This is a genomic window from Rhodococcus sp. WAY2 (assembly GCF_009859915.1).
Classification (GTDB): domain Bacteria; phylum Actinomycetota; class Actinomycetes; order Mycobacteriales; family Mycobacteriaceae; genus Rhodococcus_F; species Rhodococcus_F oxybenzonivorans.
In genome coordinates this window covers 4,524,029-4,549,015 of record NZ_CP046572.1, presented here as the reverse complement: position 1 = coordinate 4,549,015, position 24,987 = coordinate 4,524,029, and the positions used below count along the sequence as shown (strand labels likewise).

Genomic DNA, 24,987 nt, shown 5'->3' with positions numbered 1-24,987 from the left:
GTGTTCGCGAGCTGGGGAAGCGTCGTCTACCGGGCCCGATTCACCGTCATCGGCATCATGGTGGCTTTGTTGCTCGGTTCCGCCGCATACGGTCTGGGTTTGGAGAAGCATCTCAGCCAGTCCGGCTGGGATGATCCGGGCTCGGAATCGGTCGCCGCGTCCAAGCTTGCCGACAGCACCTTCGGCCGCGACACCAACAGCGATGTGGTGGCGCTCTACACGGCTCCCGAGGGCAAGACCATCGAGGATCCGGAGTTCCAGGCGAAGATCGTCGCCAACCTCGAATCGCTGGCCGCGGAACACCCCGACAAAATCCTCAAGATCAACGGCGGGTACTTCAAGGTCGGGTCTGCCCCGACTCTGAGCGCCGCCTCGAGCCCGGACAAGCAGCACGCGATCGAGAGCATCGCCATCGTCGGTGACAACGACACCGAGGTCACCGCCAACTTCCGCGACATCAAGGACGAGTTCTACATCGACGGCGTCGACGTGCAGCTCGCCGGCTTGCAACCGGTGTCGGGCGCGTTGAACGACACGATGGCCAAGGACATCAAGCGGATGGAGATCCTCGCGATCCCGGCCGTCGGCCTCCTGCTCTTCTTCGTGTTCGGTGGTGTCGTGGCGGCGGCGCTGCCGCTGATCATCGGCGGTCTCACCGTGGTCGGCGCCAACGGTGTCGTCCGTCTCATCACCAACTTCACCGAGGTCAACTCGTTCGTCGCGCCCGTGGTCTCCCTCGTGGGTCTCGGCCTCGCCATCGACTACGGCTTGTTCGTCGTCAGCCGTTTCCGAGAAGAGATGGCGGAGGGGTACGACACCCGCTCCGCCGTCCGGAGAACAGTGATGACCTCGGGACGCACCGTGGTGTTCTCGGCCACCATGATCGTCGCCAGCCTCGGTGGTCTGCTGCTGTTCCCGCAGGGCTTCCTGAAGTCCGTTGCCTACGGCGCCATTGCGACGGTGGGACTCGCGGCGCTCACGTCCATCACGATCCTGCCCGCGATTCTGGGCATCCTGGGCAAGCGCATCGACGCCCTCAGTTTCGAGCGCTTCCGTCAAACCAAGAACACGGAGGAAATCGAGGCCAGCGTCTGGGGCCGCCTCACCCGCTGGGTGATGCGCAATCCGCTGAAGGTCACCATCCCGATCGTGGTCGGGCTGCTCCTGTTGATCGTCCCGTTGACGGGCATCAAGTTCGGTGGCATCAACGAGACGTACCTGCCGCCGGACAGCTCGACTCGTGCCGCGCAGGAACAGTTCGACGAGATCTTCCCCAGCATGCGCACCGAACCCGTCAAGCTGGTGGTGTCGAACGCCGACAACAAGGCGCTGGGCCAGATCATCAAGGAAGCCAGCGGCGCGCCGGGCCTGATCGAGAAGTTCTCCCCGGAGGGCGCGGTCAAGGACGGCGTCGTCGTCCTCAAGGCGGGCCTGGTGGACCGTAACGAGTCGAAGCCCACGATCGACTATCTGCGCGCAATGGACGCTCCCGACGGCACGCAGGTGCTGGTCGGTGGAACGCCGGCCATCGAGCAGGACAGTATCGCCGCACTGCTCGAACACCTGCCCACGATGGTGATCTCTGTCCTTTTCCTGACGACGTTGCTGATGTTCCTGACGTTCGGGTCCCTGGTGCTGCCGATCAAGGCCGCGCTGATGAGCGCCTTGGGTCTCGGCTCCACGCTCGGCATCTTGACTTGGATCTTCATCGACGGTCACGGGTCGGCCTGGTTGAACTTCACCCCGGGCCCGATCATGTCGCCGGTGCTGGTGCTCATCATCGCCATCGTCTACGGCCTCTCCACCGACTATGAGGTGTTCCTGCTCTCACGCATGGTGGAGGCGCGTGCGCAGGGCGCGAGTACCACGGAATCCATCCGCATCGGCACTGCGCACACCGGGCGGATCATCACCGCCGCCGCCCTCATTCTCATCGTCGTCACGGGCGCGTTCGGGTTCTCGGAACTGGTGATGATGAAGTACATCTCCTACGGCATGATCGCCGCCCTGATCATCGACGCCACGCTCATCCGTATGTTCCTCGTCCCGGCCACGATGAAGCTTCTCGGCGACGACTGCTGGTGGGCGCCCGCGTGGATGAAACGCATCCAGGAGAAGACGGGTCTCGCCGAGCCGATCCTCGACAGCGAACTGATGCCTGCGGACGTCCCCGAACTGACCCCCGTGGGGGCAGCACCACCGCGCAGGAAGCCTTCGGCGCCGCCCGCTCCCCGTAAGCCCGAACCGCTCACCGAGCCGATTCCGCTCGTCACCGCTCAGGCGCTCGCCGCGAAGATGTCCGAGGACGAGGCGAAAGCACGGCGCGCGGAGACCGAGGCCCGTCGGTCGGCCACGGGCAGGCCTGCCCAGCCGCCGAAGCGGGTCGACGACGCACCACCGGCCGAGCCCCCCACCACGGTTCTGCCCTCGCCGGCTGCTCCGCGTCCTGCCACCGCTCCGTCGCGCACCAATCGGCAGACCCGTCCCGCGCAACCGCCTCGCCCGGCCCAGCAGCCGCCACGGCAAGCGACCACGGCAACCGGGCCTGCCACGCAGTCTCGACCGATCGAGAGTTGGCTCGCAGACCTGCGGTCCACCTCCGCGGCGGGACCCCGCCCGGTCTCGTCTCCCGCGGAACCGCGGCCGAGCACCCCCACGCAACAGACGCCGTCGCTTCCCACCCGATCGCCGCGTTCGGTGCCGGCGCCGTACGAGCAGGAGACCCCCCAGTCGTCTCCTGCCCGGCCGGTTCCCTCGATGCCGACCCGGCGTCGTGCCCTGCCTGACCCCCCGGACCCCGCGGGTAGCACTCGACGCGCCGGTGGCACCAACGGCAACAACTCTGGTGCCACCGGCAGTCCGGGGACCAACGGCGGCACGGGGACCAACGGCTCCCGTCGACGCGGTGTCGAACACCCCCCGGCCGACCAGGAAGACACGTCGAGCGGCAGGCACCGCGCGGACGACGGCAACGCCGTCAGCGTCAGTGAACTCATCGCTCGGCAGAATCGGCGCTGACCGACGAGCCGCGCCCGGTGTCGCGCTCCGCGAATTCCCTGGCGTAACGCGTTCCCGCGAGCAGTAGCAGCAGGCCGACCACCAGGAAGGCGAGTACGCGGAACAGGCCGTCGAGCATCGCCAGGTCGAACACGAACAGTTTGGCCAGTGCGGCCGCAGTCAGCGCCAGTCCGGCACCCAGTGCGGTGTGGGCGTACTCGCGGTGAGCCAGACCGAACACGAGTGCAGCAGTGGCGGCCATCATCCACACGATCGTGGCGACGCAGTGACCGGCGATGAAGCCGACGGATGTGCCCGTAATCGCCGTACCCACCGACACCGCGACCGTGGTGACCGCATAGAGAATCACGAGTCCGGCAAGAACCCAGACGGGTTGTGCGGTAGCGCTGCGGATCAGCCGCAGCGAGTGCGCGTACCAGACGAGCAACACCACCGTGCCGACGAGAACCAACCCGGACAGCACAGTCGTGATCCCGAGCAGGTCGACCGCGCTGTACTCGTCGCCGAGGACGAACGGCGGGGCGCTGTCGAGGAAGATCAGACCACCGATCACCGCGAACGCTGCCCCGACCGCGTAGGCGATGCGAGAGGACGCCTGGCCACCGATGGTGAGGAACAGCGTTCCCATCCCTAGTACGACGAGCGGTGCACTCTCTCCGCCGGCACCGACCAGGCAGGCGAGCAACAGCGCGATGGCCCCAGTGCCTGCGAGCGCACTGCGCGCATGCAGAGGCAGCGGCCGCACCACCATCCAGGTCCCGAACATCGCGGCCGCGAGCGCGAGTGTGATCAAGGTGGACTGCACTCGGCCGAAGAGGTCTGATACCAGAAGCATCGGGACTGCGGTGGTTACGATCATCGCTGTCGCGGTGATGTCACGCCCATTTCTCCGGAGCAGCAGGATCGACGAGACCAGACCGAACGACGCGACCAGCACCGCACTGGCCAACGCCCAGTTCCTCATCTGCCCGTCGTCCGCCCCGAGGTCGACGATCACGATCAGCAGCGCGATCACCACGGGAAGGGTGCGCGTAATCGCCAGATACGGCCACACGCGGCCGAGTTGGGCCGGGAAGCCGGCCACCTGGACGACGAAGAGGAACCCGATCAAGGCGAGCGATATGCCGTCGGTGAGGACCGGGGCGAGCACCGCGGCACCCGTCACGACCAGTACGGCGAGCGGTTGCGACGACCATCTGACGGCCAGAGCGACGCCGACTCCGGCGACCCCGAGTGCCACGACCATCGCCAGGGCTGGAAGCAGCCAGTGATACACGACGGCGACGGCGACCACGTCGAGATACGCACCGGCGATACCCGTTGCGGTGAGGGCGATTCCGCCGACCCTGCCACCCGGTCGGTCGAACACACGGGCACCGAGGAGAACGAGCACGATTGACAAAATCGCTCCGGAGGCGACCCGCAGTCCCGGACCGAAGAACCCGGCCTGGGCGGCCAGGACCAGCAGCATGACAACCCCGATGAGCGTCACACCCACACCCGCGACCGCGAGGATGCGGCTGATGACACCGTCGCGTTGCCACCACGGTTCCCGGGCCACTCTGGGCGGCGGGATGGGTGCAGGCCGGAACTGCGGCGGCGCCTGGGGTACCGGAGGCGGAGGCGCAGAAGGATGAGGAGCCGGCTGCCGGTACATCGGCTGGGGAGGTTGCTGGGGCTGGGGAGGTTGCTGGACCTGCGGAGGTTGCGCCCATCCGGGCTGCGGTACGGGTCCGGGCCGAGGTGCCGGCTCGGAGGAAGGCTGCGAAACGGTCGACAACTGCGCCTGCAGGATGGCGAGATTTTCGCCCACGTGCCGCATCTGCTGGCCGAGAGCGGAGAAATCGCCGGACAGCTTGGCGATCAGACGCGGATCGACGGACGGATTCCCGGGTGTGGACATGTATTCATCGTCCGGCGACCACTGCGTTCGCACATGAGTAGACCTACTCGAGCGGGGTGGGGGTTTCGACGAACCCGCTCACTGGAACATATTGCGGAGTGAGGTGCCGAACGGATGCCGGGCAGTCACGGTGCCGAACCGGACTTTGCCGCGCACCACCAAATGCAGGGGGCCGATGGGCGGGCCGCTGCGCACCTTGTTGGTGGCGCTGCCGCCCACCGTCTCGATCCCGTTGAGGTCGACGGTCGCCTCCGCGGGGACGATCAGGGTGAGGGAACTCGCGTAGTCGTCGACATCGAGGTACACCACCTGTGTCGCCATGACCGCGCGAGTGAAGTCGAGATTTACGCTCGACACCCGGGTGTCCACTTTCAGGGACGCCGGCACACTCCATGAGCCCGTGCGGGTGACGGAGGACATCCGACCGCGGATGATCTCACCGGGCGGCGGCACGGACACGTGGTGGCCTACCGACGGTGCAGGTGCCGACGAGGGTGGGATCGGCCGCGCGGCGTACGGCCGGTCGGGATACGGGGGCGGGACGAACTCCGAGATCAGCTGTATTCCCGGGAGGTCGACGAGGACGGCATTGAGTTCGCCGCGCGTTTTCGCGGCCAGCGCCGTATCCATTCGTTCTGTGAACTCCCCCAGCGACAGCATCCCCTGGCCCACCGCTCGCTGCAGCAGTTCACCGACGTGTTCGCGCTCCGCATCGGATACGCGTAGATCCCGTGCCTCCATGCCGACCAGGTTAGTGCGCCTCCGCCGCCCGTGAGTACTTGTTAACAACGCGTTGTTAACAAGTACTCACGGGCTACTCGAGGCCCTGCTCAATGGCGTACCGGGTGAGTTCGACGCGGTTGGCCAACTGCAGCTTGCGCAAGGTGGCCTGCACGTGGTTCTCGACGGTGCGGTGGCTGAGCGACAGCTTGGTTGCGATCTGCTTGGCGCTCAATCCTTTCGCGACGAAACGCAGCACCTCCGTCTCCCGCTCGGTGAGCTTCGGAACGGCGGGTCCCCGCTCATCGGCGGGCGCACTCGACATCCGGCGATACTCGCCGAGAACCAGGCCGGCGAGGCCCGGTGTGAACACGGCCTGCCCGGCGGCGGTGGCTCGCACAGCCTCCCGCAGCTCCTCCACCGACGCGCTCTTCACGAGGTACCCGGATGCACCCGCCTTCACGGCGTCGAGGACGTCGTCGCGTTCCGACGACGCCGACAGCACGAGGACCCGGCTGTCGGGCGACACCTCGAGCACCGCAGCGGTGGCGGTCGCCCCGTTTCCGTCGGGCAGCTGCATGTCCATGAGTACGACGTCCGGGCGCGCTGCGGCGGCGCGGCGGCCTGCGGCGGCGACGCCGTCAGCCGTCGCGACGACGGTGAATCCGGCGCCCTCGAGGTCCCGGGCGACGGCGTCGCGCCACATCGGGTGATCGTCGACCACCATCACGGTGATGTGACCGCCGGCTTGCTCCTCATCCATGCTGGTCCTCTCCCTTCGGCACGCGGATCTCCCATTCGGTGCCCTGCCCGGGTTCGGTGTCGAGTTCGGCAGTCCCGCCGAGTACTCGGACCCGCCCCAGGATCGACTTCGATATTCCCATGCGCCCTTCGGCTTCCGCCTCGGCCAGTCTGCCGGGGGCGATCCCGGCGCCGTCGTCGCGCACGCTGACGATCACCTCGTCCCCGAGGTCTTCGAGCAGCACGTAAGCCCTGGCTCCGGCCCCGGCATGCTGCGCCACATTGGACAGCGCCGTGTCGACGATCGCGGCCAGTTCCGTGGCCCGTCCCCGCTCGATCGTCACCGGGTCGGCCGGCGTCGACACCGACACCGTGGTGCTGGCCCGGGTGCTCAGGAGGAGCCGCAGGTCGATCACCGCACCGCCCAGGTCTGCGGTCACCCCGGCGCCCTGTTCGGAGATCAGCATGCGCAGCGCCACCTCCTGCTCCCCCGCCAGGTCCGCGAGTTCGGCTGCGGGACCACCGATTTCGTTTCCGCGCCGACGAACGAGGGCAAGTACCTGGAGAACCCCGTCGTGGACTTCGCGGGCGAGGCGTTCGCGTTCCTCCGTCGCCGCTGCCAGCCGTACGGCCCGTTCCAGCTGGGCCTGCGCCCGTCTCGCCGTCGTGGTGGCAAGCCCGAGCGCAAGTCCGACCGACACCAGCACAGGCGCCGTGGCGTCACGCCACAAATCCAGGTTGACCTGGTCACGCACCACCGCGCTCACAGTGGCCATCAGGACACCCGATGCCATCCCCAGCCACGGCCCGCCGAAGACAGCGGCCGAGATCACCGCGTTGGTGACCCACAACGTCGTCGGCAGAGTCTGGTGGTGCTGATACCAGTCGGGGTCGGACACGAGTCTCGTCGACGCCATCAAGGCGATGACGACGAGTTGGTCCGCGATGACGATCTGATAGCGCGGGATCTTCCCGTGCGAGAGCAGCACCGCCGAGACTCCCGACCACACCGCCATCAGCGCAACGAAGAACCAACTCAGCCGCTGATGGGAGTAGTACTGAACGGACACGAACTGGTAGCTGACCGCATACACCAGGGTGACCAGCCGGAACGCCTGCGCCGCACGCCACAGCGGTGCATCCGGCTGGGTGTCTCGCTCGGCGGCTCGCACGGTCGGCCGGTAGTGCAGCCGAGTGCGGCGCTCATGGTCGTCGGTCATGGGGAACTGTCGGATCGAGAGTGTTGCGGTTCTTCCGGTTCGTCGGGTTCCGCCGGGTAGAGGGGAACGGCGGGATCGTCGACCTCGATCGCGTCGAACGTGGCCTCGGGGTCCCCGGACAGCAGCGACCGGACCGCCGTGTTGAGCACGGCGACGATGGGAACGGCGAGTAGCCCGCCGACGATCCCGGCGAGCACGATTCCGGTCGTGATCGCGAGAACCACCGCGAGGGGATGCAGTCGGACGGCGCGACCGAGCAACAGCGGTTGCAGCACGTGGGCCTCGAGCTGCATCACGCCGATGATGATGCCCAGCACGATCAGCGCGGTGAGGAAGCCTTTGGTGACGAGGGCGACGAGGACAGCGAGAAATCCGGTGAGGAACGCGCCGACGATCGGGATGAACGCACCGATGAAGACCAGCGACGCCAGGGGAAGCGCGAGGGGCACCCCCAGGATGGCGAGTCCCGCGCCGATACCGATGGCGTCGGCGGCTGCAACCGCAACGGTGGCGCGGACGTAACCGATGAGCGAGCCGAACCCCTGGCTCCCGGCCAGCCGAACGCGGGGGCGGGAAGCCGCAGGCACGAGGCGGGTGACGAACTCCCAGATCTGGCTTCCGCCGTAGAGGAAGAAGATGAGAGTGAACAGGGTCAGCAGTGCCCCGGTGAAGATCTCCCCGATGACGGTGGCCGTGGTCAGCGCACCGCTGGTGAGCTGCTCGCGGTTGTCCTGGATCGACTTGACCACGGAGTCGCCGGCCTGGTGGATCTGATCTTCGCTGAAGTGGAACGGCCCACTGGTGAACCAGTTCTGAATCTGGTCGATGCTCGCCTCGAACTGGGCGGTCAGCCCGGGAAGACCCGCGACGAACTGCTCGACCACGAACGTCATGATCCCGGCGACGACACCGATGGACACGACCAGGACCACCACCACCGCCGCAGATCGGGGCACACCCTTCTCCTGCAGCCAGTCCACGAGTGGCACGAGCAGAGCCGAGGCAAGCAGTGCGAGCCCCACAGGAATGAGCACCGTGTCGAGCCTGGCGACGATGTAGCCGAGAGTCAGCAGCCCGGCAACGATGACGAGCAGGCGCCACGTCCACTCCGCCGCCACCCGCACCACCGGATGCACGGACGCCGAGGCACGATGCCTACGTTCCGCTGCGGTCACCGGTGTCGAGCCCTCGTTCGAGTTCACCTGCGGAGCGTATCGAGCTTCACCAGGTTGCCGGGGAGTTCGCGCCCGAAACAGGCGTGTCCGGACCCATTAGGGGATGTGTCCTGCGCTGCCGAACTTGCCCACCGCTAAATTGAACGGCGTGCGGAAATCATATAGAGCGATCGCGGCGACGGTCCGCAGCAGGTGGCCGCTCTATATGGTCTCGATGCTCCTCGCCAATTTCATCGGCGCCATCCTGGTTTTCGCGTTCGTGCGCTATGGCGTGCCGATCCCCGAATCGCAGGCCATCATCGCCGACCGGGTGCGCAACGTAGCGATCTTCGGCGGCTACCTGGCCTTCGCCGCGGTGGTGAGTCTCACTGCGGCAGCGATGATGCTGCGGTCCGTCATCCGCTGGCAATTACGCGGCGGCCCGCCCACCCGCAGTGAACAGATGTCGGCGCTGCACGCACCGCTGCGGCAGGCGATCGTGCATCTGGTCCTGTGGATACTCGGCGGCATCATCTTCGTGCTGCTCACCATCACCGAGATGCCCGAACTGGCGGTCGCGGTGATCGTTACGGTGTGCATGGCCGCGACCACCACATTCGGCTTCACCTACATGCTCGGGGAACGCATTTTGCGCCCGGTGGCGGCGCGCGCCCTCAGCGAGGGGGAATTCGACCGGACCATGGCCCCCGGGGTCGGCACCCGCCTGGCGATGACCTGGGGCCTCGGCACATTGATGCCCGTCATCGGCATCATCCTGCTCTGCGTCACACAGTTGACCACCGACCTCGTGTTCTCCCCCAACGCACTCGCCTGGGCGATCATGCTGCTGTCGATCATCGCGATCGCACAGGCCTTCGCACTGTCGATGCTGACCGCCAGCCAGATCTCCGACCCCATCAAGCAGTTGCGGCGGGCCATCGAACGGGTCCAGCGCGGCGCCACCGACGTGCGGGTGGAAGTGTTCGACGGAAGCGAGATCGGACGGCTGCAGGTCGGGTTCAACCGGATGATGCGCGAGTCCGACGAGCGGCGACTGCTGCGTGAACTGTTCGGCCAGCATGTCGGGGAGGACGTGGCACGGCGAGCACTCCAGTTCGGCACCGAACTCGGGGGCGAGACGAGGTTCGTGGCCGTTCTGTTCGTCGACATGGTCGGGTCCACCGGTGCGGCGGCCGAACGTCCGCCCGGCGAGGTGGTGAATCTGCTCAACGAGTTCTTCCGCGTCGTCGTCGATGTGATCGACCGACACCACGGATTCGTCAACAAGTTCATGGGTGACGCGGCTCTCGCAATCTTCGGCGCCCCGCTCGACCGCCCGGACGCCCCGACCGCGGCACTGGCAGCTGCGCGGGAGCTGAGGTTCGCGCTCCACGAGATCACCGGTCTCGACATCGGGATCGGCGTGTCCGCGGGCCTGGCCGTCGCCGGAAATATCGGTGCCGCAGAACGATTCGAGTACACCGTGATCGGCGACCCCGTCAACGAGGCGTCGCGACTCACCGAGCTCGCCAAGCTTCATCCCAGCCGCGTCCTGGCGTCCACCAGCGCGCTGTACTTCGCCGACGAGGAGGAGCAGGCGCACTGGGAGCTGGGCGAACAGGTGCAGTTACGTGGGCGTCGTCGCAATACCCATCTGGCTTGGCCGGAGGACTATCCGGAGTAATCCGCTACCCGTTGGTTACGCTTGGGATGTGGCCCTGCCTCGTTCCGACCCGCCCACTGCCGAGCCCCCTCGGCAGCGAAGTCGATTCTGGTGGATCAAATGGCTGCTCGGGGCCGGGCTGCTCGCCCTCCTGACCATCGAGGGCATCTACCTGTGGCCGACCCTCAGCGATTCGTGGAAAGCACTCACCGAGATCCACTGGGGATGGGTCGCTGCCTGCATCGCGGCGCAGGCGGTGTCGCTGAGCGGCTACGGCGCCGTCCAGCAGCGGTTGCTTCGAGCCGGAGGCGTCGTCGTCTCCCAGTTGAAGTCCGTGTCCGTCATCTACGCGAGCACTGCGATGGCCGTCAGCCTGCCGGCAGGCCAGGTCTTCTCCACCGCGTTCACCTACAAGCAGACCCGAAAGTGGGGCGCGACGCCTGTCGTCGCATCGTGGCAGCTCGCGATCTCCGGTGTGATCGCCGCAGGCAGCCTCGCGTTCCTCGGCGTGGCCGGCGCGTTCGCCGTCGGAACCAGAGTCAGCCCCATCACCCTGGTGCTGTCGCTGATCGCCGCATTCGCCCTGTTCTACGGCTTGCGATACATATCCCGTAACCCCGACTGCATCGAGTCGACGGGACATCGGGTTCTCACTCGGTACAACAGGTTCCGTAAGAACCCTCCGGAAACAGGCGTCGAGCGGTGGAAGGAGATCCTCAGCCAGCTCGATTCGGTGGAGCTGGGCCGGCGCGATTCCCTCGCCGCCTTCGGGTGGTCGGCGGTGCACCGCCTCGCCGATGTGGCCTGTCTCGGGTTTGCCTGCTGGGCCGTCGGCGCCGAACCCTCGTTCGCCGGTTTGCTGATCGCGTTCGCTGCCGCCAAGGCGGTTGCCAGTATTCCGCTGGCACCGGGGGGACTCGGGTTCGTCGACGGCACCTTGATCGCCACCCTGACGGCGGCGGGAACGACGGCGTCGCAGGCGCTCGCAGCCGTCTTCGTCTACCGCATGGTCAGTTACATCCTCGTGGCCCTGATCGGGTGGATCGTCTTCCTCATTCTCTTCCGCCACAATCAGCACGAGGACCTGGAGATGGACCTCGAGTTCGAGCGCCGGGACCAGCCGGGAGCGGAACACACCCCGCACAGCACCGGCGAAGCCGACACTGCCTAGCTGCTGGTATTTTCGCGCCGAGCCTCGGCGAGCTGGTCTTCGAGCGAGACGATGCGGCAGGCCGCTTCGACTGCCGTGCCGCTGTCGACGAGCTCCCGGACGCGGGCGGCAAGCCGGAGCTGACGTCGCGAATAGCGTCGATGCCCGCCCTCCGAGCGGTACGCCACCAGCAATCCCATGTCGTCGAGACTCCGAAGAAACGCTGCGGTGACACCGAGAAGATCGGCGGCGCGCCCCATGGTGTAGGCGGGGTAGTCGTCGTTGTCGAGTTCATTGGTGGTGCCGGTGGAGTTATCCACAGTTCCTGCGTCGAGCCCTTCCTTGCGTCGTAAGGGACCCCGGCGCGAGCTCGCGCCGGGGTCCGAAGGGGTTATAGCTGCACCGGCCGCGGCCGGCACAAGGACAGGACATTCATTGCATACGGATCCTGATGATGGATACGCAACACCCGCCTCTCACCTCGACTTCTTGTGAACAGCGTGAGTAGCTGACCTTCTCCTTCTCACGCCGGGTGTTCGGGGGGCGGAGCCACCTCTTCGTGCTTCCGGCTCCGCCCCGTGCCTTCGTCTTTCCTCGGTAGCCCGTCGGCCACCCCGCTAGTTGATTCCCTCTGTTGACGATCAATACTTTAGAACCGCCGGTACCAAAAGTCTACAGTCTCGGCTGGAGATTTTGAGGAGATGGTCAAGCACGGTCCGCGTCGCCCCGGATGCTGCGCATCCTCCACAAGAACAAGAGTCGGCCGTGCCCGTGGGTCGCATGTGCCGCCGCATTACGCTGACCGGGTGAAGAAGTTCCTTCCCGCACTTGTCGTCGATGTCGTGCTCGTGGTCGTCTTCTGCGCCATCGGCCGCCGGAGCCACGACGAAGCCAACGCGCTGACGGGACTCGCCATCACGGCATGGCCCTTCCTCAGCGGCCTCGCCGTCGGCTGGGCCGCGACCGTAGCGCTGTACCGCGACAAGTTCGACGCGGTGTTGATCGTGCCGACGGGGCTGCTGGTGTGGTTCTCGACGCTGGTGGTCGGCATGCTGCTCCGCGTCGTCAGCGGTCAGGGCACGGCCTTCAGTTTCATCCTGGTGGCGGGCACTGTTCTGGCGGTGTTCCTTCTCGGCTGGCGTGCGGTCGCGAGAGCCGTCACGAAGGTACGCACGCCCAGCTGATCGGCAGCGGATCCGCCGCGTCGCCGCCCGAACCGACGTGCGAAGTGGGACAGTCGTTGCATGAGTGACACCGTCGATCCGCGGCAGGACGAAAAGCGAGCCGACACCGGTTTCTTCGGCCAGCCGTTCGCACTCGCGAACCTGTTCGGCGTGGAGATGTGGGAGAGGTTCTCGTTCTACGGGATGCAGGGCATCCTGATCTACTACCTCTACTATTCGGCAGCCGACGGCGGGCTCGGAATCTCCGAGGCCTCGGCCACCAGCATCGTCGGCGCCTACGGCGGCACGGTGTACCTCTCGACGATCCTCGGTGCGTGGATCGCCGACCGGCTCCTCGGTTCCGAGCGCACCCTGTTCTACAGCGCAGTACTAGTCATGCTCGGGCACATCGCACTGGCCGTCTTCCCGGGCCTGTGGGGTGTGGGGGTCGGACTCGTCTGTGTGGCCTTCGGCAGTGGCGGTCTGAAGGCGAACGCGACCTCGCTGGTCGGCGACCTCTACGACGAGCACGATGAGCGCCGCGACGCCGGGTTCTCCATCTTCTACATGGGTATCAACCTCGGTGCCCTCGTCGGTCCCCTGCTGACCGGCTGGGCGCAGGACACCATGGGCTTCCACGCCGGTTTCGCCCTCGCCGCCGTCGGCATGGCGTTCGGTCTGGCCCAGTACACGCTGGGCCGCAAGCATCTGCGCGGCATCGGTGCGACCGCCCCCAACCCGCTTCCGTCGGACCAGCGCACCAAGTGGATCGCCATCGCCGCCGCAGCAGTGATCGTGATCGCCGCGGCGTGCCTGACCGGTCTGGTCACCACGAGCAACATGTCGGATGTCGTCGTGGCGCTCACTGTCGTCGCGGCCGTCGGCTACTTCGCCATCATCCTGTCGAGTCGCCGCATCACCGCGATCGAGCGGAGCCGGGTCTACGCGTTCATTCCGATGTTCATCGCGAGTGCCGTCTTCTGGTCACTGTTCCAGCAGCAGTTCACGATGGTGGCTCTCTTCGCCGACAAGCGACTCGACCGCAACCTGTTCGGATGGGACTTCCCGCCCTCCTGGGTGCAATCGATCAACCCGGTCTTCATCATCATTTTCGCGGGCGTGTTCGCCGCCGCATGGACGAAGCTCGGGCCGCGCCAGCCGTCCTCCCCCGTCAAGTTCGCGATGGGCACCATGATCATGGGGCTGGCGTTCCTGGCGTTCATTCCGATGTCCGGTGGTGGCGCCAACAGCGCTCCGCTGCTCGGCCTGTGCGGCATCCTCCTGCTGTTCACCTTCGCGGAACTGCTCCTGTCGCCGGTCGGGTTGTCGCTGTCGACCAAGCTCGCACCGGAGGCTTTCCACACGCAGATGGTTGCCCTGTTCTTCCTGTCCGTGGCGCTGGGTACCGCGATGGCGGGCACGTTGGCCGGTTTCTACAACGAGAACAACGAGGTTCCCTACTTCACCGCTATCGGCGTCGGGTCCATCGCGGTGGGCGTGCTGCTGGCGGTCGGCTCACCGTGGATCAAGCGTCTGATGAAGGGAGTGCATTGACCCCGGTTCGTGGTCGTCCGCTCATCGCATCCACAGCCACCCGGCGAGGCCGAACCCTGCCACCGCGATCACGACACGGAGTATCGACGGCGGAATCCGCTTGACCACCGGCGGGCCGCACCACCCGCCGGCGAGGGCACCGATCGCCATCGCCGCCGCGGCGCCCCAGTGAACGGGTCCGAACACCGCGAAGCCGAGAGCCGCCACGAGGTTCGCGATACCCAGGAGGAAGCTCTTCAGGATGGTGGCGCGCCAGATCGTCTCGGACGTGAGGATCAGCGCGCTCGCCAGGAAGATCACGCCGGCTCCCGCGCCGAAATAGCCGCCGTAGATTGCGACGACGAACAGGGACAGCATGTAGGTACGGGGCAGGTCGCGCTCCCCTGCGAACGCGCGGATTCGCGGCTGCAGGAGCAGGGCTAGCGCGGCGAACGCCACCATGAACGGCACCACGGCCTCGAAGGAACCCTCGGGGGCGCCCAGGAGGATGGCGGCCCCGACTATTCCACCGGCAGCGGACGCCAGCACCCAGCGCCACAACTTCGGGCCCGTGTCCGCCACCTCGCGCGTCGAGTTGGAGAGCGCGCCGACGCCGACGGCCACCATCGCAACGGTGTTGGTGACGTTCGCGGTGACAGGCGGCAGTCCCGCGGCGAGTAGGGCCGGGTACGACACGATGGAGGCCAGTCCGGTGACGAAGCCGACCAGTCCCGCGAAGAACCCCGCGACGACGAGTAGACCGATATCGAGCAGGGGCACAGGTGAAAAACTTACCCTTGCGTACTTACTCCTTCAGCGCCGCCGCACGACACCGGTGAACGCAGGGTCAGCTCGCCGGCTTGGCCATCTCCCGGAACAGCATGTCGGTCATCTTCACGGCGCGGTCGCCACCGTCCGCGTCGGCAACGAGCACCGCGAAGGCGAGGTCTCCGCGGGATCCGTAGAACCAGCGGTCATCGCCGCTGGCCCCGTTCATGCCGATGAGGTCGGGGTAGCCGTTCAGCAGAGAAGCGCCGCCGCGCACCACGTTGTCCCGCATCATTGCGCGCAGCTGATCGGTGACGTTCGCGGGAAGCGGCTGCGCCCCCACCTCGGTGGTCCCCGGCTGACCCTGCACGATCATCGGTGCGGGCGCACTGCCCCGGGCGATCGACGCCGCCACCATCGCCATTCCGAACGGTGTCACGGCGGGTAGGTCCTCGTTCTTGCGGTTCATCACCTGGTTCATTCCCGACTGGTCGGCAGTGAACACCGCGGTCTGGTGGTCGAGCCCCGGAACGTTGTAGTTCATCCCGAGTCCGAATTGGTTCCCTGCCTTCGCGATGTCCTCCATCGAGAGCGACGACGGGTCGACGCCCTTCTGCAGTCCTGCGGCCTTCTTGATCAGGTCGAGGTTCGACCCGGCCGGGTAGAGACCCTGGAAGGTGATCGGCCCCTGCTCCATCGCCTGGTTGTTCTGCGCGGCGGCGAGGACGGCCCCGGTGGACGGCTGGATCGCGATGATCGAGGCCGGGGTGCCCACACTGACCACCGCTTCCTCCGCAGCCAACTGCAGCCGCGAGTCCATGGTGGCGACGATGTCGGGTCCGGGTGGGCCCTGGAATCCCGCCTGCGGGATCAGCGTGCCGTCGGGATCGACGAGGTGCACGGCCCAGCCGGCGGTGGCGTCACGGTTCGCTTGCCACACCTTCCGCAGCGGGTCGAGCAGCGGGGTGGTGATGCGGCGATCCGCTGTGATCAGTTTCGGTGTCTTGATCACCACGACCCCGGGGATGTTCAAGTCCTCCTCGAGGTACAGGTAGTCCTGATCGCGCAGGAGGACTGCGGTGACCTGCTCTCCCGGTTTCTGGGCGAGATCGGCCATCATCGTGTCTGCCGTCACCAGCGGAGCCACCGGTTCGAGAACTTCGGCAAGGCGGCGGGTAGTCGCGACGGGATCCGGCATCGTGGCCGGATCCAGGGTGATCGCATTGATGGTCTGCTCGTTCATCAGCAGCGCACCGGCGGCGTCGAAAATCCTGGGCGGAGCGGCGTCCGTCCGGTCGTAGCGGACGATACGCCCGTTACCGAGGTCGGGCGCGAGGATCGACGGATCCCACGAGATGCGCCAGCCCACCGACAGATGCCGTACGCCGCCCTGCACCTGATAGCTCCAGTCCTTGCCCTTACCGAAGTTCCACGCGGCACCGACGGTGAAGAATCCGGAGTCGGAGCCGAGGTCCATGAACTGGGTGAGGTCGAACTGGGCGTCCTCGGGTTTCAAGCCGTCGAACATCTGCTGAATCGCCGACTCTGCGGCGTTGGGATACGAGGTGTGTGCGGCAGCGGCAGCGGCATCGCGCTCGTTCAGCGCTTCGACGAAGGAGGCGACGACCGACTTGGCGTCGGCCTCCTCTGTTGACATCACGCAGGACGCCAGAACGACCGCTGATATCACAGCCGTTATGAGGGCGATCACGTATTTGTTGCGGCGTCCAAGCGATCGTCCATTCCCCATGTCCACCATCTTGCTTTCAGTCACATGCGTAACAAGCACAACTTGCCTACGAAGGAGTTACGGTTGAGCCACAACTTATCTCGTCGAGCACGACCAGCGAACCGGTTTAGCGCAGAAAACGCCCCGCGGCCTGCACAGCAGGGGCCGAGCTGTCTCCTGTGGCGACAAATACGGCAAATGCGAGATCGTCCTTGATTCCGACGAACCAGCCGTGTGCCGGACCGTTACCGGACTCCGCCGTGCCGGTTTTTCCGAGCAGTCCCGGAATGTCCTGCAGCGCAGTAGCGGTACCGCCGGTCACAGTTTCACGCATCATAGTCCGCAGATCCGCGGTCACCTCGGCAGGCACCGGCGGGGCCGTCCGATCGGCAGTGCCCGGCTGGCCCGCCACGATCATGGGCGCCGGCGTGGAGCCGTGAGCGATCGACGCCGCGACCAATGCCATTCCGAAGGGGGACGCGGTCACCTGACCCTGACCGATCGCCGATTCGACACGAGCCGCCGGGCTGTCGGCGATCGGTACGTTGCCGGTCACGGTTGTCAAACCCGGTGTCACATAATCCACCCCGAGTCCGAACTGCAGGGCCGCGTTCTGTAGGGCATCGGCCGGAAGCCCCACAGCCAACCGGCCCATCGTGGTATTGCACGATCGGGCGAAGGCGGTGTGCAGCGGGACCTGACCAAGGTCGAATTGATCGTCGTTGGGTATCTGCCTGCCCTCGATGTTCTCGGTTCCGGGGCAGGGCAGCACCGTGTCGATGGTGGCGGATCCAGCCTGCAGGGCAGCCGACGTCGTGACCGTCTTGAAGGTGGACCCCGGCGGGTACAGGCCGGTGAGCGCGATGGGGCCGAGCGCGTCGGCGGGAGCGTTCTGCGCGACCGCCAGCACGGCACCGGTGGACGGGCGCAGGGCGACGATCGCGGCCTGCTGCGGCGTGTCCGCCAGTGCCCGCTCGGCCGCCGTCTGCATCGGGAGGTCGAGGGTGGTCGTGATGTCGGGGGCGACGGGGCCGTCCTCCCCCGCGATGCTCTCCGCCGAGCCGTCGGCTGAGACCAACTGGACGGCCCACCCGGCGGAGGTGTCCTGCCCCTGCTGCCACAGGTCGGCGAGTCCGGACAGCGTCGGGGATGCCAGTGCCTTGTCGGTGCTCAGCAGTCGCGCCTGCGGGACGAGCGTCACCCCCGGAAGTGCGGTCAGTTGCGCCTCGATGGGCGCCAGATCCTCCGCACGCAGGCTGATCGCGGTGACGGGTTTGCCCTGGGCATCGGCCACATCCTTCTGCAGCGACGCCGGGGTGATCGTGGGTGCGAGGGGGGCGAGCAGCGCTGCGACTGCGGCGGTGTCCGCACCCTGGTCCAGGTTCACCAGAGTGACCACTTGCTCCGTGAGAATCGGCGCGCCCGACGCCGACAGCACCTTCGGCGGCCGCCCGGTCGTCGGGGTGTAGCGAACGGTCGTGTCTTCCGTGAGCCCGGGCGCAAGCACAGCCGGGTCCCAGGTGATCTTCCAGTCGTCACCCTGCTTCGCCGCGTTGCCACTCGTGCTGTACTTCCACTGCTGACCTTCGGCGAAGGGCCAGGTGACCTCCATCGTGAAGGTTCCGGCGCCGTCGCCCGACTCCTGCACTTCGGTACGGGCAAAGGTTCCGTCCTTGTTGCCCAGCCCGTCGTAGAGGGCGGTGATGGCCGCCGATGCGGCGGCGGGGTCGGTGGTGAGGGCCGCGGCTGCCTGGACGTCGTCGGCATTCAGAGCATCGACGAATTCCTGGCTGACGGTATCCGGCTGATCCGGTCCGAAGAGGCCGCAGGCGGACAGCGTCATCGCGAGGACGGCCATGCCGGCGGTGGCCTTACGTCTGGGGCCGGTGGGACTGTGACGAACTGTTGAGGTGCGCACGTAGTCGATCATGCCTGAGATGCTGGCGGCCCTGACGATAAGGGTGTAATCATGTAATCAGTGCTTCGTCACACAGACAGAGCACCCAGGCTCCCAGGAGGACGCCATGAAGAACGCCCAGGCCCCCGGAGACCGCCGTTTCGGCCGTCCCGGCGGATGGCAGCAAGCAGATGTTCCCGATGCGAGCGACGCGGCCGACTGGTTCGCCGGCCGACTGCCCGACGACTGGTTCACCGGGCCGGCCACCGTCGAGGTCGACCGTGAGGAGATCGTCGTCGTGGGAGAGCTGCCTCCCGTCGAGTCCGGCGACTCCGCCTCGGAGGCCGCCGTCGACGGGCGCATCGCACGCTTCCGCGAGAGCACTCGCGCCGACCGAATGCGCATCGCACACGAGGCCGAACTCCGCTACGGACGGAAGGTGGCGTGGGGAGTCACCCTCGACGGCCGCCGCTCGCTGTTCACTCACCTCGCCGTGCCGGTGATGACCCGACTTCGCCAGCCCGAACGCAAGGTTCTCGACACACTGGTCGACGCCGGGGTGGCGCGATCTCGCTCGGACGCCCTGATGTGGACGGTTCGACTCGCAGGCAAGCACAGTGAGCAGTGGCTCACCGAACTGCGCGAGGCGATGGCGAAGGTGGACGAACTGCGCGCGGACGGCCCGCAGATTTAATTCGATTGCCGCGGCATCGGGTGGGCCCTACCCTGAACTCACCCGATGCGCGCAGGGCGCGTCAGACGAAAGGACACGGGCCGTTGCTCCTGACGAGGTAGTTCCGCGAGTCTTCATCCGCACACACCTCGGAGTACCCCATGGCCCAGTCGTATCTGTCCCTGTCCGATCTCACTTTTTCATGGCCTGACGGCGAACCCGTCTTCGACGGCGTCGACGCCGTGTTCGGCTCGGGCCGTACCGGCGTGGTCGGCCTCAACGGCACCGGAAAATCCACCCTCCTTCGCCTGATCGCCGGCGTACTGCAGCCCGACCGGGGGTCGATCGTGACACGCGGGGAGGTGGCCTACCTGCCGCAGGACATCACCCTCGATCCGGGTCTGCGGGTAGACCGCATCCTCGGTATCGCTGATCTTCGCCACTCGCTGCACCGGATCGAATCCGGGGTGGGCACCCCTGAGGACTTCGACGCTGCCCAGGGTCGCTGGGACATCGAGGAACGCGCGATCTCGACGCTGCACAAACTCGGGCTCGAGCGGGTGCTCGGATCCGCGAGCGACCTCGATCGCACGGTCGGGACGCTGTCCGGGGGTGAAACGGTCCTGCTCGGCCTCACCGCAAAGCTGCTGACCGAACCCGAGATACTTCTGCTCGACGAGCCCACCAACAATCTGGACGGAAGCTCGCGCCGCAGGCTCTACTCCGTCGTCGAGCAGTTCTCGGGCGCCATGCTGGTAGTCAGCCACGACCGTGATCTGCTCGACCTGATGGACGCCACCGCGGAGCTACGCGGCGGCGGTATCCGGATGTTCGGCGGCAACTTCAGCGTCTACCAGGAGATCGTGGAGGCGGAGCAGGAAGCTGCATTGGCCGCGGTGCGGGACGCGCGTGGTGACGTACAAAAGCAGAAACGGGAGCTCGCCGAGGCGCGGATCAAGCTGGATCGGCGCAAACGCTACGGCCAGAAGATGTTCGAGACCAAGCGTGAACCGAAGATCGTGATGGGGATGCGGAAGCGTCAAGCCCAGGAATCGGCGGGAAAGCTGCGAAACAACCACATCGCGAAGGTCGACGAGGCCAGGGAGTCGTTGACGGAAGCGGAAAGTGCGGTCCGGGACGACCGCGAGGTCCGCATCGAACTTCCCGACACGGAGGTGCATTCGGGCCAGGACGTGATTTCGGTGCACGACCTGGAACTCGGCAGCGGACAACGGGTGTCGCTGCACGTCGTCGGGCCGGAGCGTATCGCACTGGTCGGGCGCAACGGTGTCGGCAAGACGACGCTGCTCGACGCAATCGTGGCAGCGGGACCGCGCGTACCGTTCAAGTCCCTGCCACAGCGGCTCGACGTCTTCGACGAGACGCTCACGGTGGCGCAGAATGTCGCCGCCGCCGCGCCGCACGCCTCGCAGGAGCAGATTCGCGCACAGTTGGCTCGGTTTCTGTTCCGCGGGAACGACTCCGACGTGCTCGCCTCGGCATTGTCGGGCGGCGAGCGGCTGCGAGCAGCTCTCGCAACGATGTTGCTGGCCGAACCTGCACCCCGCCTGCTACTGCTGGACGAACCGACGAACAACCTCGACCTCCCGAGTCTGTCGCATCTCACGCAGGCGCTCCGCAGCTTTCGGGGAGCACTGATCGTGGTGAGTCACGACCGTCGTTTTCTCGAGGACATCGGGGTGACGCGGCGGCTCGAACTCACCGAGGACACGCTGCTGTAGGACCGGCGGAAAGATCGTGCACACTGGGCGGGTGAAGCACGCTACCAATCCCGTCGACGGTGTCCGGGTCGCGTACGAGACCGTCGGCGACGGGGAACCCTTCGTCCTCATCCACGGCACTGCGCTGTCACATGCCATCTGGCGCGGGTTCGGTTACGTTCGCGCACTTCGGGATCGGTACCGGTTGGTCCTCGTCGATCTGCGTGGACACGGCCGCAGCGACAAACCGCACGATCCTGCCTCGTATGCCATGGACTTGATGAGCGCCGACATCGTGGCGGTCCTCGACGAGGTCGGGCTGCCCAGCGCGCACGTTCTGGGCTATTCGCTCGGTGGGCGTGTCGCGCTGGCACTGGCGGTTCAGTACCCCGAACGCCTCGAGAGTCTGATCATCGGAGGCGGCAGCAGCCTCCCGCAGGCCGGCGCATTCGATCGCTTGTTCTTCCCCGGCTGCATCGACGTGCTCGAGCAGGACGGGATGGATGCGTTCCTCGAACGATGGAATGCCCGGCGCTCCTGGCCGATCGACGCAGGCACCCGTGCGGCATTCAAAGCCAACGACGCGAAGGCATTGGCCGCGTACATGCGGCGTTCGGGTGACGAACCGGGTGTAGACGACGAGGTGCTACGCCGGATAACCGTCCCGACGCTGCTGTTCGTCGGCTCCAAGGATGCCGAACGCCTGGGTGACACGCGGCGGGCGGCGTCCCTCATCCCGGGGGCGTCGTCGGTGATTCTTCCCGGCTTCGACCACTCGAGCGCGGTGGCCGCGAGCACCGAAGTGCTCGCGGCCGTCGAGCCGTTCCTGGCTTCGGTGTGAACGGCTACACCCACTCCACCAACTGGATGATCACTCCGTTCGGGTCGCTCATCTGGAAGTAGCGCTCACCCCAGGGTTCCGTTTCGATGGGCGTGACGATCGGGACACCCTCGGCCTGCAGCCGCTCGTACTCGGTGTCGATGCCGTCGACGACCAGCGCGATGAGCAGTCCCTGCCCAGCCGCACCCGCGATGTGCGCGGGCTTGAACGTTTCGAGTCCTGTCCGCAGGAAGACCAGGCTGAAGCCGACGTCCTCACGCTTCAGCGACACGAATCCGTCGGCTGCCATGTCCTCGACGAAACCGAGATGGGTCTTGGCGAAATCGGCCGATGCAGTCGGGTCGGCGACGTTCAGTGACAGTGCGCTTGCCGTGACCTTCACAGTGGTGTCCTTTCCTTGACGACACCCCTCTAACGTACGCCGTACGATATTTGTTCCCGAGGCGTCGACGACCTCAGACGCCGAGCAGACCCTTCGCGATGTGCGTCACCTGAATTTCGTTGCTTCCGGCGTAGATCATCAGCGACTTTGCGTCGCGCGCCAGTTGCTCGACCCGATACTCGGCCATGTAGCCGTTACCACCGAACAACTGCACCGCCTCCATCGCCACGTCGGTGGCCGCGCGCGAGGAGTACAACTTCATCGCCGATGCCTCTGCCAGCGTCACCGGGTCCCCCGCCTCCGCCCGTTCGATGGCATTGAAGACCATGTTCTGGACGTTCATCCGGGCAATTTCCATCTCGGCCAACTTGAGCTGCACCAGCTGGAACTGTGCGATCTCCTTGCCCCACAACTTGCGGGACTTGGCGTAGTTGACGCACAGACGGTGACATTCGTTGATGATCCCGAGCGACAACGAGGCGATGCCGATACGTTCGGCGGCGAAGCTCTCCTTCGCACTGGACTTCCCGTCGGATGCGCCGCCCTCTTCCGTCTCGCCGAGCAGTCGATCGCGGCCGACGCGGACGTTGTCGAAGAACAACTCACCGGTGGGCGAGGAGTTCATCCCCATTTTCTTGAACGGCGCCCCCTGGGTGAGTCCCTCCATGCCCGCGTCGAGGACGAACGTAAGCACCTTGCGGTCGCGGCGGTCAATCGACGCGTCGCCGTCGTCGAGCTTCGCGTACACGATCATGACGTCGGCATAGGGCCCGTTGGTGATGAACGTCTTCTGCCCGTTGAGGATGTAGTCGTCTCCGTCGCGCCGGACATAGGACTTCATGCCACCGAAAGCGTCCGAGCCGGAATCGGGTTCGGTGATGGCCCAGGCGCCCACTTTCTCGAAGGTGACCAGGCCGGGTAGCCAACGTTCCTTCTGCGCCAGAGTGCCTCGACTGCGGATGGTGCCCGCCGCCAGGCCGAGGCTCACGCCCAGGGAGGCGACGAGCCCGAGACTCACCCCCGCCAGCTCGGCATTCATGATGACGCCCATGCTGCCCGCACCGAGACCGGCCGAGTTCTCGCCTTTCTCCGCGGATCCGGGGTCGTCGCCGCGTTCGCGGGCCAGCGACTTCTCGAGGGCGTCCCGCGCCATCTCGTCGATACCGAAAGTGGCGAAGAGCTTGCGGATGATGTCGAACGGAGGCAACTCCCCGGTCTCGAGCTTGTCGACGTGGGGTCGAATCTCCTTGTCGATGAAGCCGCGGATCGCGTCGCGGAACATCAGATCGGTGTCGGACCACTGATACATGCCGGGGACTCCAGTCGCTGAAAAGACAAGGACACTTCCCCGCAAATATAGAACAGGTTCTCGTTATTGGGAACGAGAACGCGCCCGCTACCGGATGAGCCCCAACCGTTGCGCCAGCCAGGGCGTTTCCTTCTCCAGTCCGGCAGACCACACGGCGAAGCTGTGACCCCCGGGGACCTCGAGGTACTGCACATCCATGCCCGCATCCTTCGCGGCCTGAAAAACCTTCTGCGCGCCGGGCCGGTAGTCCGCGTCGTCGCTGCCGACGACGAAGACCCCGGCCGAGTCCGGGTACTTCTTCGTCGCCATCAGATCGAGCGGATTGACTTTCTCGAATGCAGACTCGCTTCCGCCGAACGCTGCGTCGAGCGTCCGCTGACGATCACCGAGTGTGGGCTCCTCCTGCCCGGAGATGTCGAGGAACGTGGGGTACACCTCGGGATAGTTGGTTGCCATCTGCAGCGAACAGGTGCCGCCGTAGGAGAGGCCACCTATCGCCCAGGCTCGAGGGTCCCGGTTGACCTGAAGGTTCGAGGTCACCCAGGCCGGAACATCTTTGGCCAGATAGGTGGCCACGTTGCCCAGGGGCGAGTCGACGCACAACGGGTTCGCGATCTGTGAGCCGGTAGCGTCCGCAACCACGACGACGGGAGCGAGACCTTCGTGCTCGGCCGCGAAGGCATCCATCGTAGAGGTCAGCTTGCCTCCCGCGAGCCAGTCCTCCGGAGCGCCGGGCTGACCGGCGAGAAGTATCAGCACGGGCAGGAGAGGTCGAGGGTTCGTGAAATACGCAGGAGGCAGGTAGATTTCGGCGTCTAGGGCGGTGAAATTCGATTGCGTGGCGGGGATGTGCGCGGTGAGGACGCGACCCTGATCGCCCATCCCCGGCGGAGGAGTCCACGACGCGTCGAGTGGCGTCCCGGTGACAACCTTTTCGGTGACACCCCCCAGATCGTGAAGATCCACGCGATCGAACGGTTCGTCTCCGAAAGCGGTGCCCACAGTGGGATACGCGTCGAACACCAGATTGATCTGCGTCGCCGACGCGAGCACGACGGCGATCACCGCCAGTACCGACACCGCCGCCGATGCCGCCGTACGTCCGGCCCGAATCCTCGGAATCAGCAACAGAATTGCGGCCAGACCCACCCCGATCCACACATAGATGGAAATTTCGATCGGGTCGGGAAAGGGTCGGAGGACCTTCTCGACAGCGATGTAGACGGCGAGGGTGACCACGGCGGCCACGGCGAGACAGAGCGGCAGGGCTTTCTTGCGAAACCACGGGGCGCGGGCGGCCAGCAACCACACGCCACCGAGTGCGCCCAGGCCGGTGAGAATCCAGGGCAGAGGCCCTGAAATCACGGTGAGGTCGCTGAGCCATTTCACGTCACGAAGCCTA

Annotated in this window: 20 protein-coding genes; 8 read left to right on the top strand and 12 right to left on the bottom strand. The window is 66.2% G+C overall.

Features of this window, described 5'->3' with window-relative positions; translation table 11 throughout:
* A complete protein-coding gene (locus tag GFS60_RS20640) occupies positions 1 to 3,018 on the top strand; it encodes an MMPL family transporter (protein ID WP_159924117.1) in 3,018 nt (1,005 codons plus the stop codon).
* On the opposite strand, the gene GFS60_RS20635 is transcribed toward GFS60_RS20640, so the two are convergent.
* From GFS60_RS20635 to GFS60_RS20615, 5 genes are all read right to left on the bottom strand, one after another.
* Complete coding sequence (locus GFS60_RS20635; RefSeq protein WP_159924115.1) at positions 2,993 to 4,921, bottom strand: DUF2339 domain-containing protein; 1,929 nt, start codon at positions 4,919 to 4,921, stop codon at positions 2,993 to 2,995. The genes GFS60_RS20640 and GFS60_RS20635 overlap by 26 nt on opposite strands.
* 78 nt (positions 4,922 to 4,999) lie before the next feature.
* On the bottom strand, positions 5,000 to 5,662 hold the full coding sequence (locus tag GFS60_RS20630) for a DUF1707 SHOCT-like domain-containing protein (protein ID WP_159924113.1): 663 nt from the start codon (positions 5,660 to 5,662) through the stop codon (positions 5,000 to 5,002).
* Between the two features lie 73 nt (positions 5,663 to 5,735).
* Positions 5,736 to 6,404, bottom strand: coding sequence for a response regulator (locus GFS60_RS20625; RefSeq protein WP_159924111.1), 669 nt, complete (start codon positions 6,402 to 6,404; stop codon positions 5,736 to 5,738).
* The gene (macS, locus tag GFS60_RS20620) at positions 6,397 to 7,602 is read right to left on the bottom strand and encodes a MacS family sensor histidine kinase (RefSeq protein ID WP_159924109.1); all 1,206 of its coding nucleotides are present in this window, start codon (positions 7,600 to 7,602) and stop codon (positions 6,397 to 6,399) included. The genes GFS60_RS20625 and macS overlap by 8 nt, the downstream gene beginning before the upstream one ends.
* Positions 7,599 to 8,738 (bottom strand): AI-2E family transporter, encoded by a 1,140-nt coding sequence (locus GFS60_RS20615; RefSeq protein ID WP_236603516.1) that lies wholly within the window; start codon positions 8,736 to 8,738, stop codon positions 7,599 to 7,601. The genes macS and GFS60_RS20615 overlap by 4 nt, the downstream gene beginning before the upstream one ends.
* A 244-nt stretch (positions 8,739 to 8,982) precedes the next feature.
* Between GFS60_RS20615 and GFS60_RS20610 the strand changes: the two genes are divergently transcribed.
* Positions 8,983 to 10,440, top strand: a complete 1,458-nt coding sequence (locus tag GFS60_RS20610; protein ID WP_109333310.1) for an adenylate/guanylate cyclase domain-containing protein — start codon at positions 8,983 to 8,985, stop codon at positions 10,438 to 10,440.
* A gap of 28 nt (positions 10,441 to 10,468) precedes the next feature.
* Entirely contained in the window at positions 10,469 to 11,590 is a 1,122-nt protein-coding gene (locus GFS60_RS20605) for a lysylphosphatidylglycerol synthase transmembrane domain-containing protein (protein WP_159924107.1), read from the top strand.
* Here GFS60_RS20605 and GFS60_RS20600 read toward each other — a convergent pair.
* Positions 11,587 to 11,829: a helix-turn-helix domain-containing protein gene (locus GFS60_RS20600; protein ID WP_159927393.1), complete on the bottom strand. Its 243-nt coding sequence runs from the start codon at positions 11,827 to 11,829 to the stop codon at positions 11,587 to 11,589. The two genes, GFS60_RS20605 and GFS60_RS20600, sit on opposite strands and share 4 nt — an antisense overlap.
* 546 nt (positions 11,830 to 12,375) lie before the next feature.
* Between GFS60_RS20600 and GFS60_RS20595 the strand changes: the two genes are divergently transcribed.
* A complete protein-coding gene (locus GFS60_RS20595; RefSeq protein ID WP_159924105.1) occupies positions 12,376 to 12,753 on the top strand; it encodes a DUF3054 domain-containing protein in 378 nt (125 codons plus the stop codon).
* A 60-nt stretch (positions 12,754 to 12,813) separates the two neighbouring features.
* Complete coding sequence (locus tag GFS60_RS20590) at positions 12,814 to 14,286, top strand: peptide MFS transporter (RefSeq protein WP_159924103.1); 1,473 nt, start codon at positions 12,814 to 12,816, stop codon at positions 14,284 to 14,286.
* Positions 14,287 to 14,307: 21 nt separating this feature from the next.
* Here GFS60_RS20590 and GFS60_RS20585 read toward each other — a convergent pair whose 3' ends face one another.
* The 3 genes from GFS60_RS20585 to GFS60_RS20575 form a co-directional block, all read right to left on the bottom strand.
* Positions 14,308 to 15,045, bottom strand: coding sequence for a sulfite exporter TauE/SafE family protein (locus GFS60_RS20585; protein ID WP_159924101.1), 738 nt, complete (start codon positions 15,043 to 15,045; stop codon positions 14,308 to 14,310).
* Between the two features lie 67 nt (positions 15,046 to 15,112).
* Positions 15,113 to 16,792, bottom strand: a complete 1,680-nt coding sequence (locus tag GFS60_RS20580; RefSeq protein WP_159927392.1) for an NTF2-like N-terminal transpeptidase domain-containing protein — start codon at positions 16,790 to 16,792, stop codon at positions 15,113 to 15,115.
* Positions 16,793 to 16,889: 97 nt separating this feature from the next.
* Positions 16,890 to 18,692 (bottom strand): penicillin-binding transpeptidase domain-containing protein, encoded by a 1,803-nt coding sequence (locus GFS60_RS20575; RefSeq protein ID WP_159924099.1) that lies wholly within the window; start codon positions 18,690 to 18,692, stop codon positions 16,890 to 16,892.
* Between the two features lie 94 nt (positions 18,693 to 18,786).
* Between GFS60_RS20575 and GFS60_RS20570 the strand changes: the two genes are divergently transcribed.
* From GFS60_RS20570 to GFS60_RS20560, 3 genes are all read left to right on the top strand, one after another.
* Positions 18,787 to 19,353, top strand: coding sequence for a hypothetical protein (locus GFS60_RS20570; RefSeq protein WP_109333322.1), 567 nt, complete (start codon positions 18,787 to 18,789; stop codon positions 19,351 to 19,353).
* A gap of 140 nt (positions 19,354 to 19,493) precedes the next feature.
* Positions 19,494 to 21,074, top strand: coding sequence for an ABC-F family ATP-binding cassette domain-containing protein (locus GFS60_RS20565; protein WP_159924098.1), 1,581 nt, complete (start codon positions 19,494 to 19,496; stop codon positions 21,072 to 21,074).
* A 13-nt stretch (positions 21,075 to 21,087) separates the two neighbouring features.
* Positions 21,088 to 21,894, top strand: coding sequence for an alpha/beta fold hydrolase (locus tag GFS60_RS20560; protein WP_159927391.1), 807 nt, complete (start codon positions 21,088 to 21,090; stop codon positions 21,892 to 21,894).
* 4 nt (positions 21,895 to 21,898) lie between these two features.
* Here the strand turns inward: GFS60_RS20560 and GFS60_RS20555 are convergent, their stop codons facing one another.
* The 3 genes from GFS60_RS20555 to GFS60_RS20545 all read right to left on the bottom strand — a co-directional run bounded on the left by GFS60_RS20555 (position 21,899) and on the right by GFS60_RS20545 (position 24,974).
* The gene (locus GFS60_RS20555; RefSeq protein WP_159924097.1) at positions 21,899 to 22,276 is read right to left on the bottom strand and encodes a VOC family protein; all 378 of its coding nucleotides are present in this window, start codon (positions 22,274 to 22,276) and stop codon (positions 21,899 to 21,901) included.
* Positions 22,277 to 22,349: 73 nt separating this feature from the next.
* Positions 22,350 to 23,585, bottom strand: coding sequence for an acyl-CoA dehydrogenase family protein (locus GFS60_RS20550; RefSeq protein ID WP_159924096.1), 1,236 nt, complete (start codon positions 23,583 to 23,585; stop codon positions 22,350 to 22,352).
* A gap of 87 nt (positions 23,586 to 23,672) precedes the next feature.
* Complete coding sequence (locus tag GFS60_RS20545; RefSeq protein WP_159924095.1) at positions 23,673 to 24,974, bottom strand: alpha/beta hydrolase; 1,302 nt, start codon at positions 24,972 to 24,974, stop codon at positions 23,673 to 23,675.
* Positions 24,975 to 24,987: the final 13 nt, after the last annotated feature.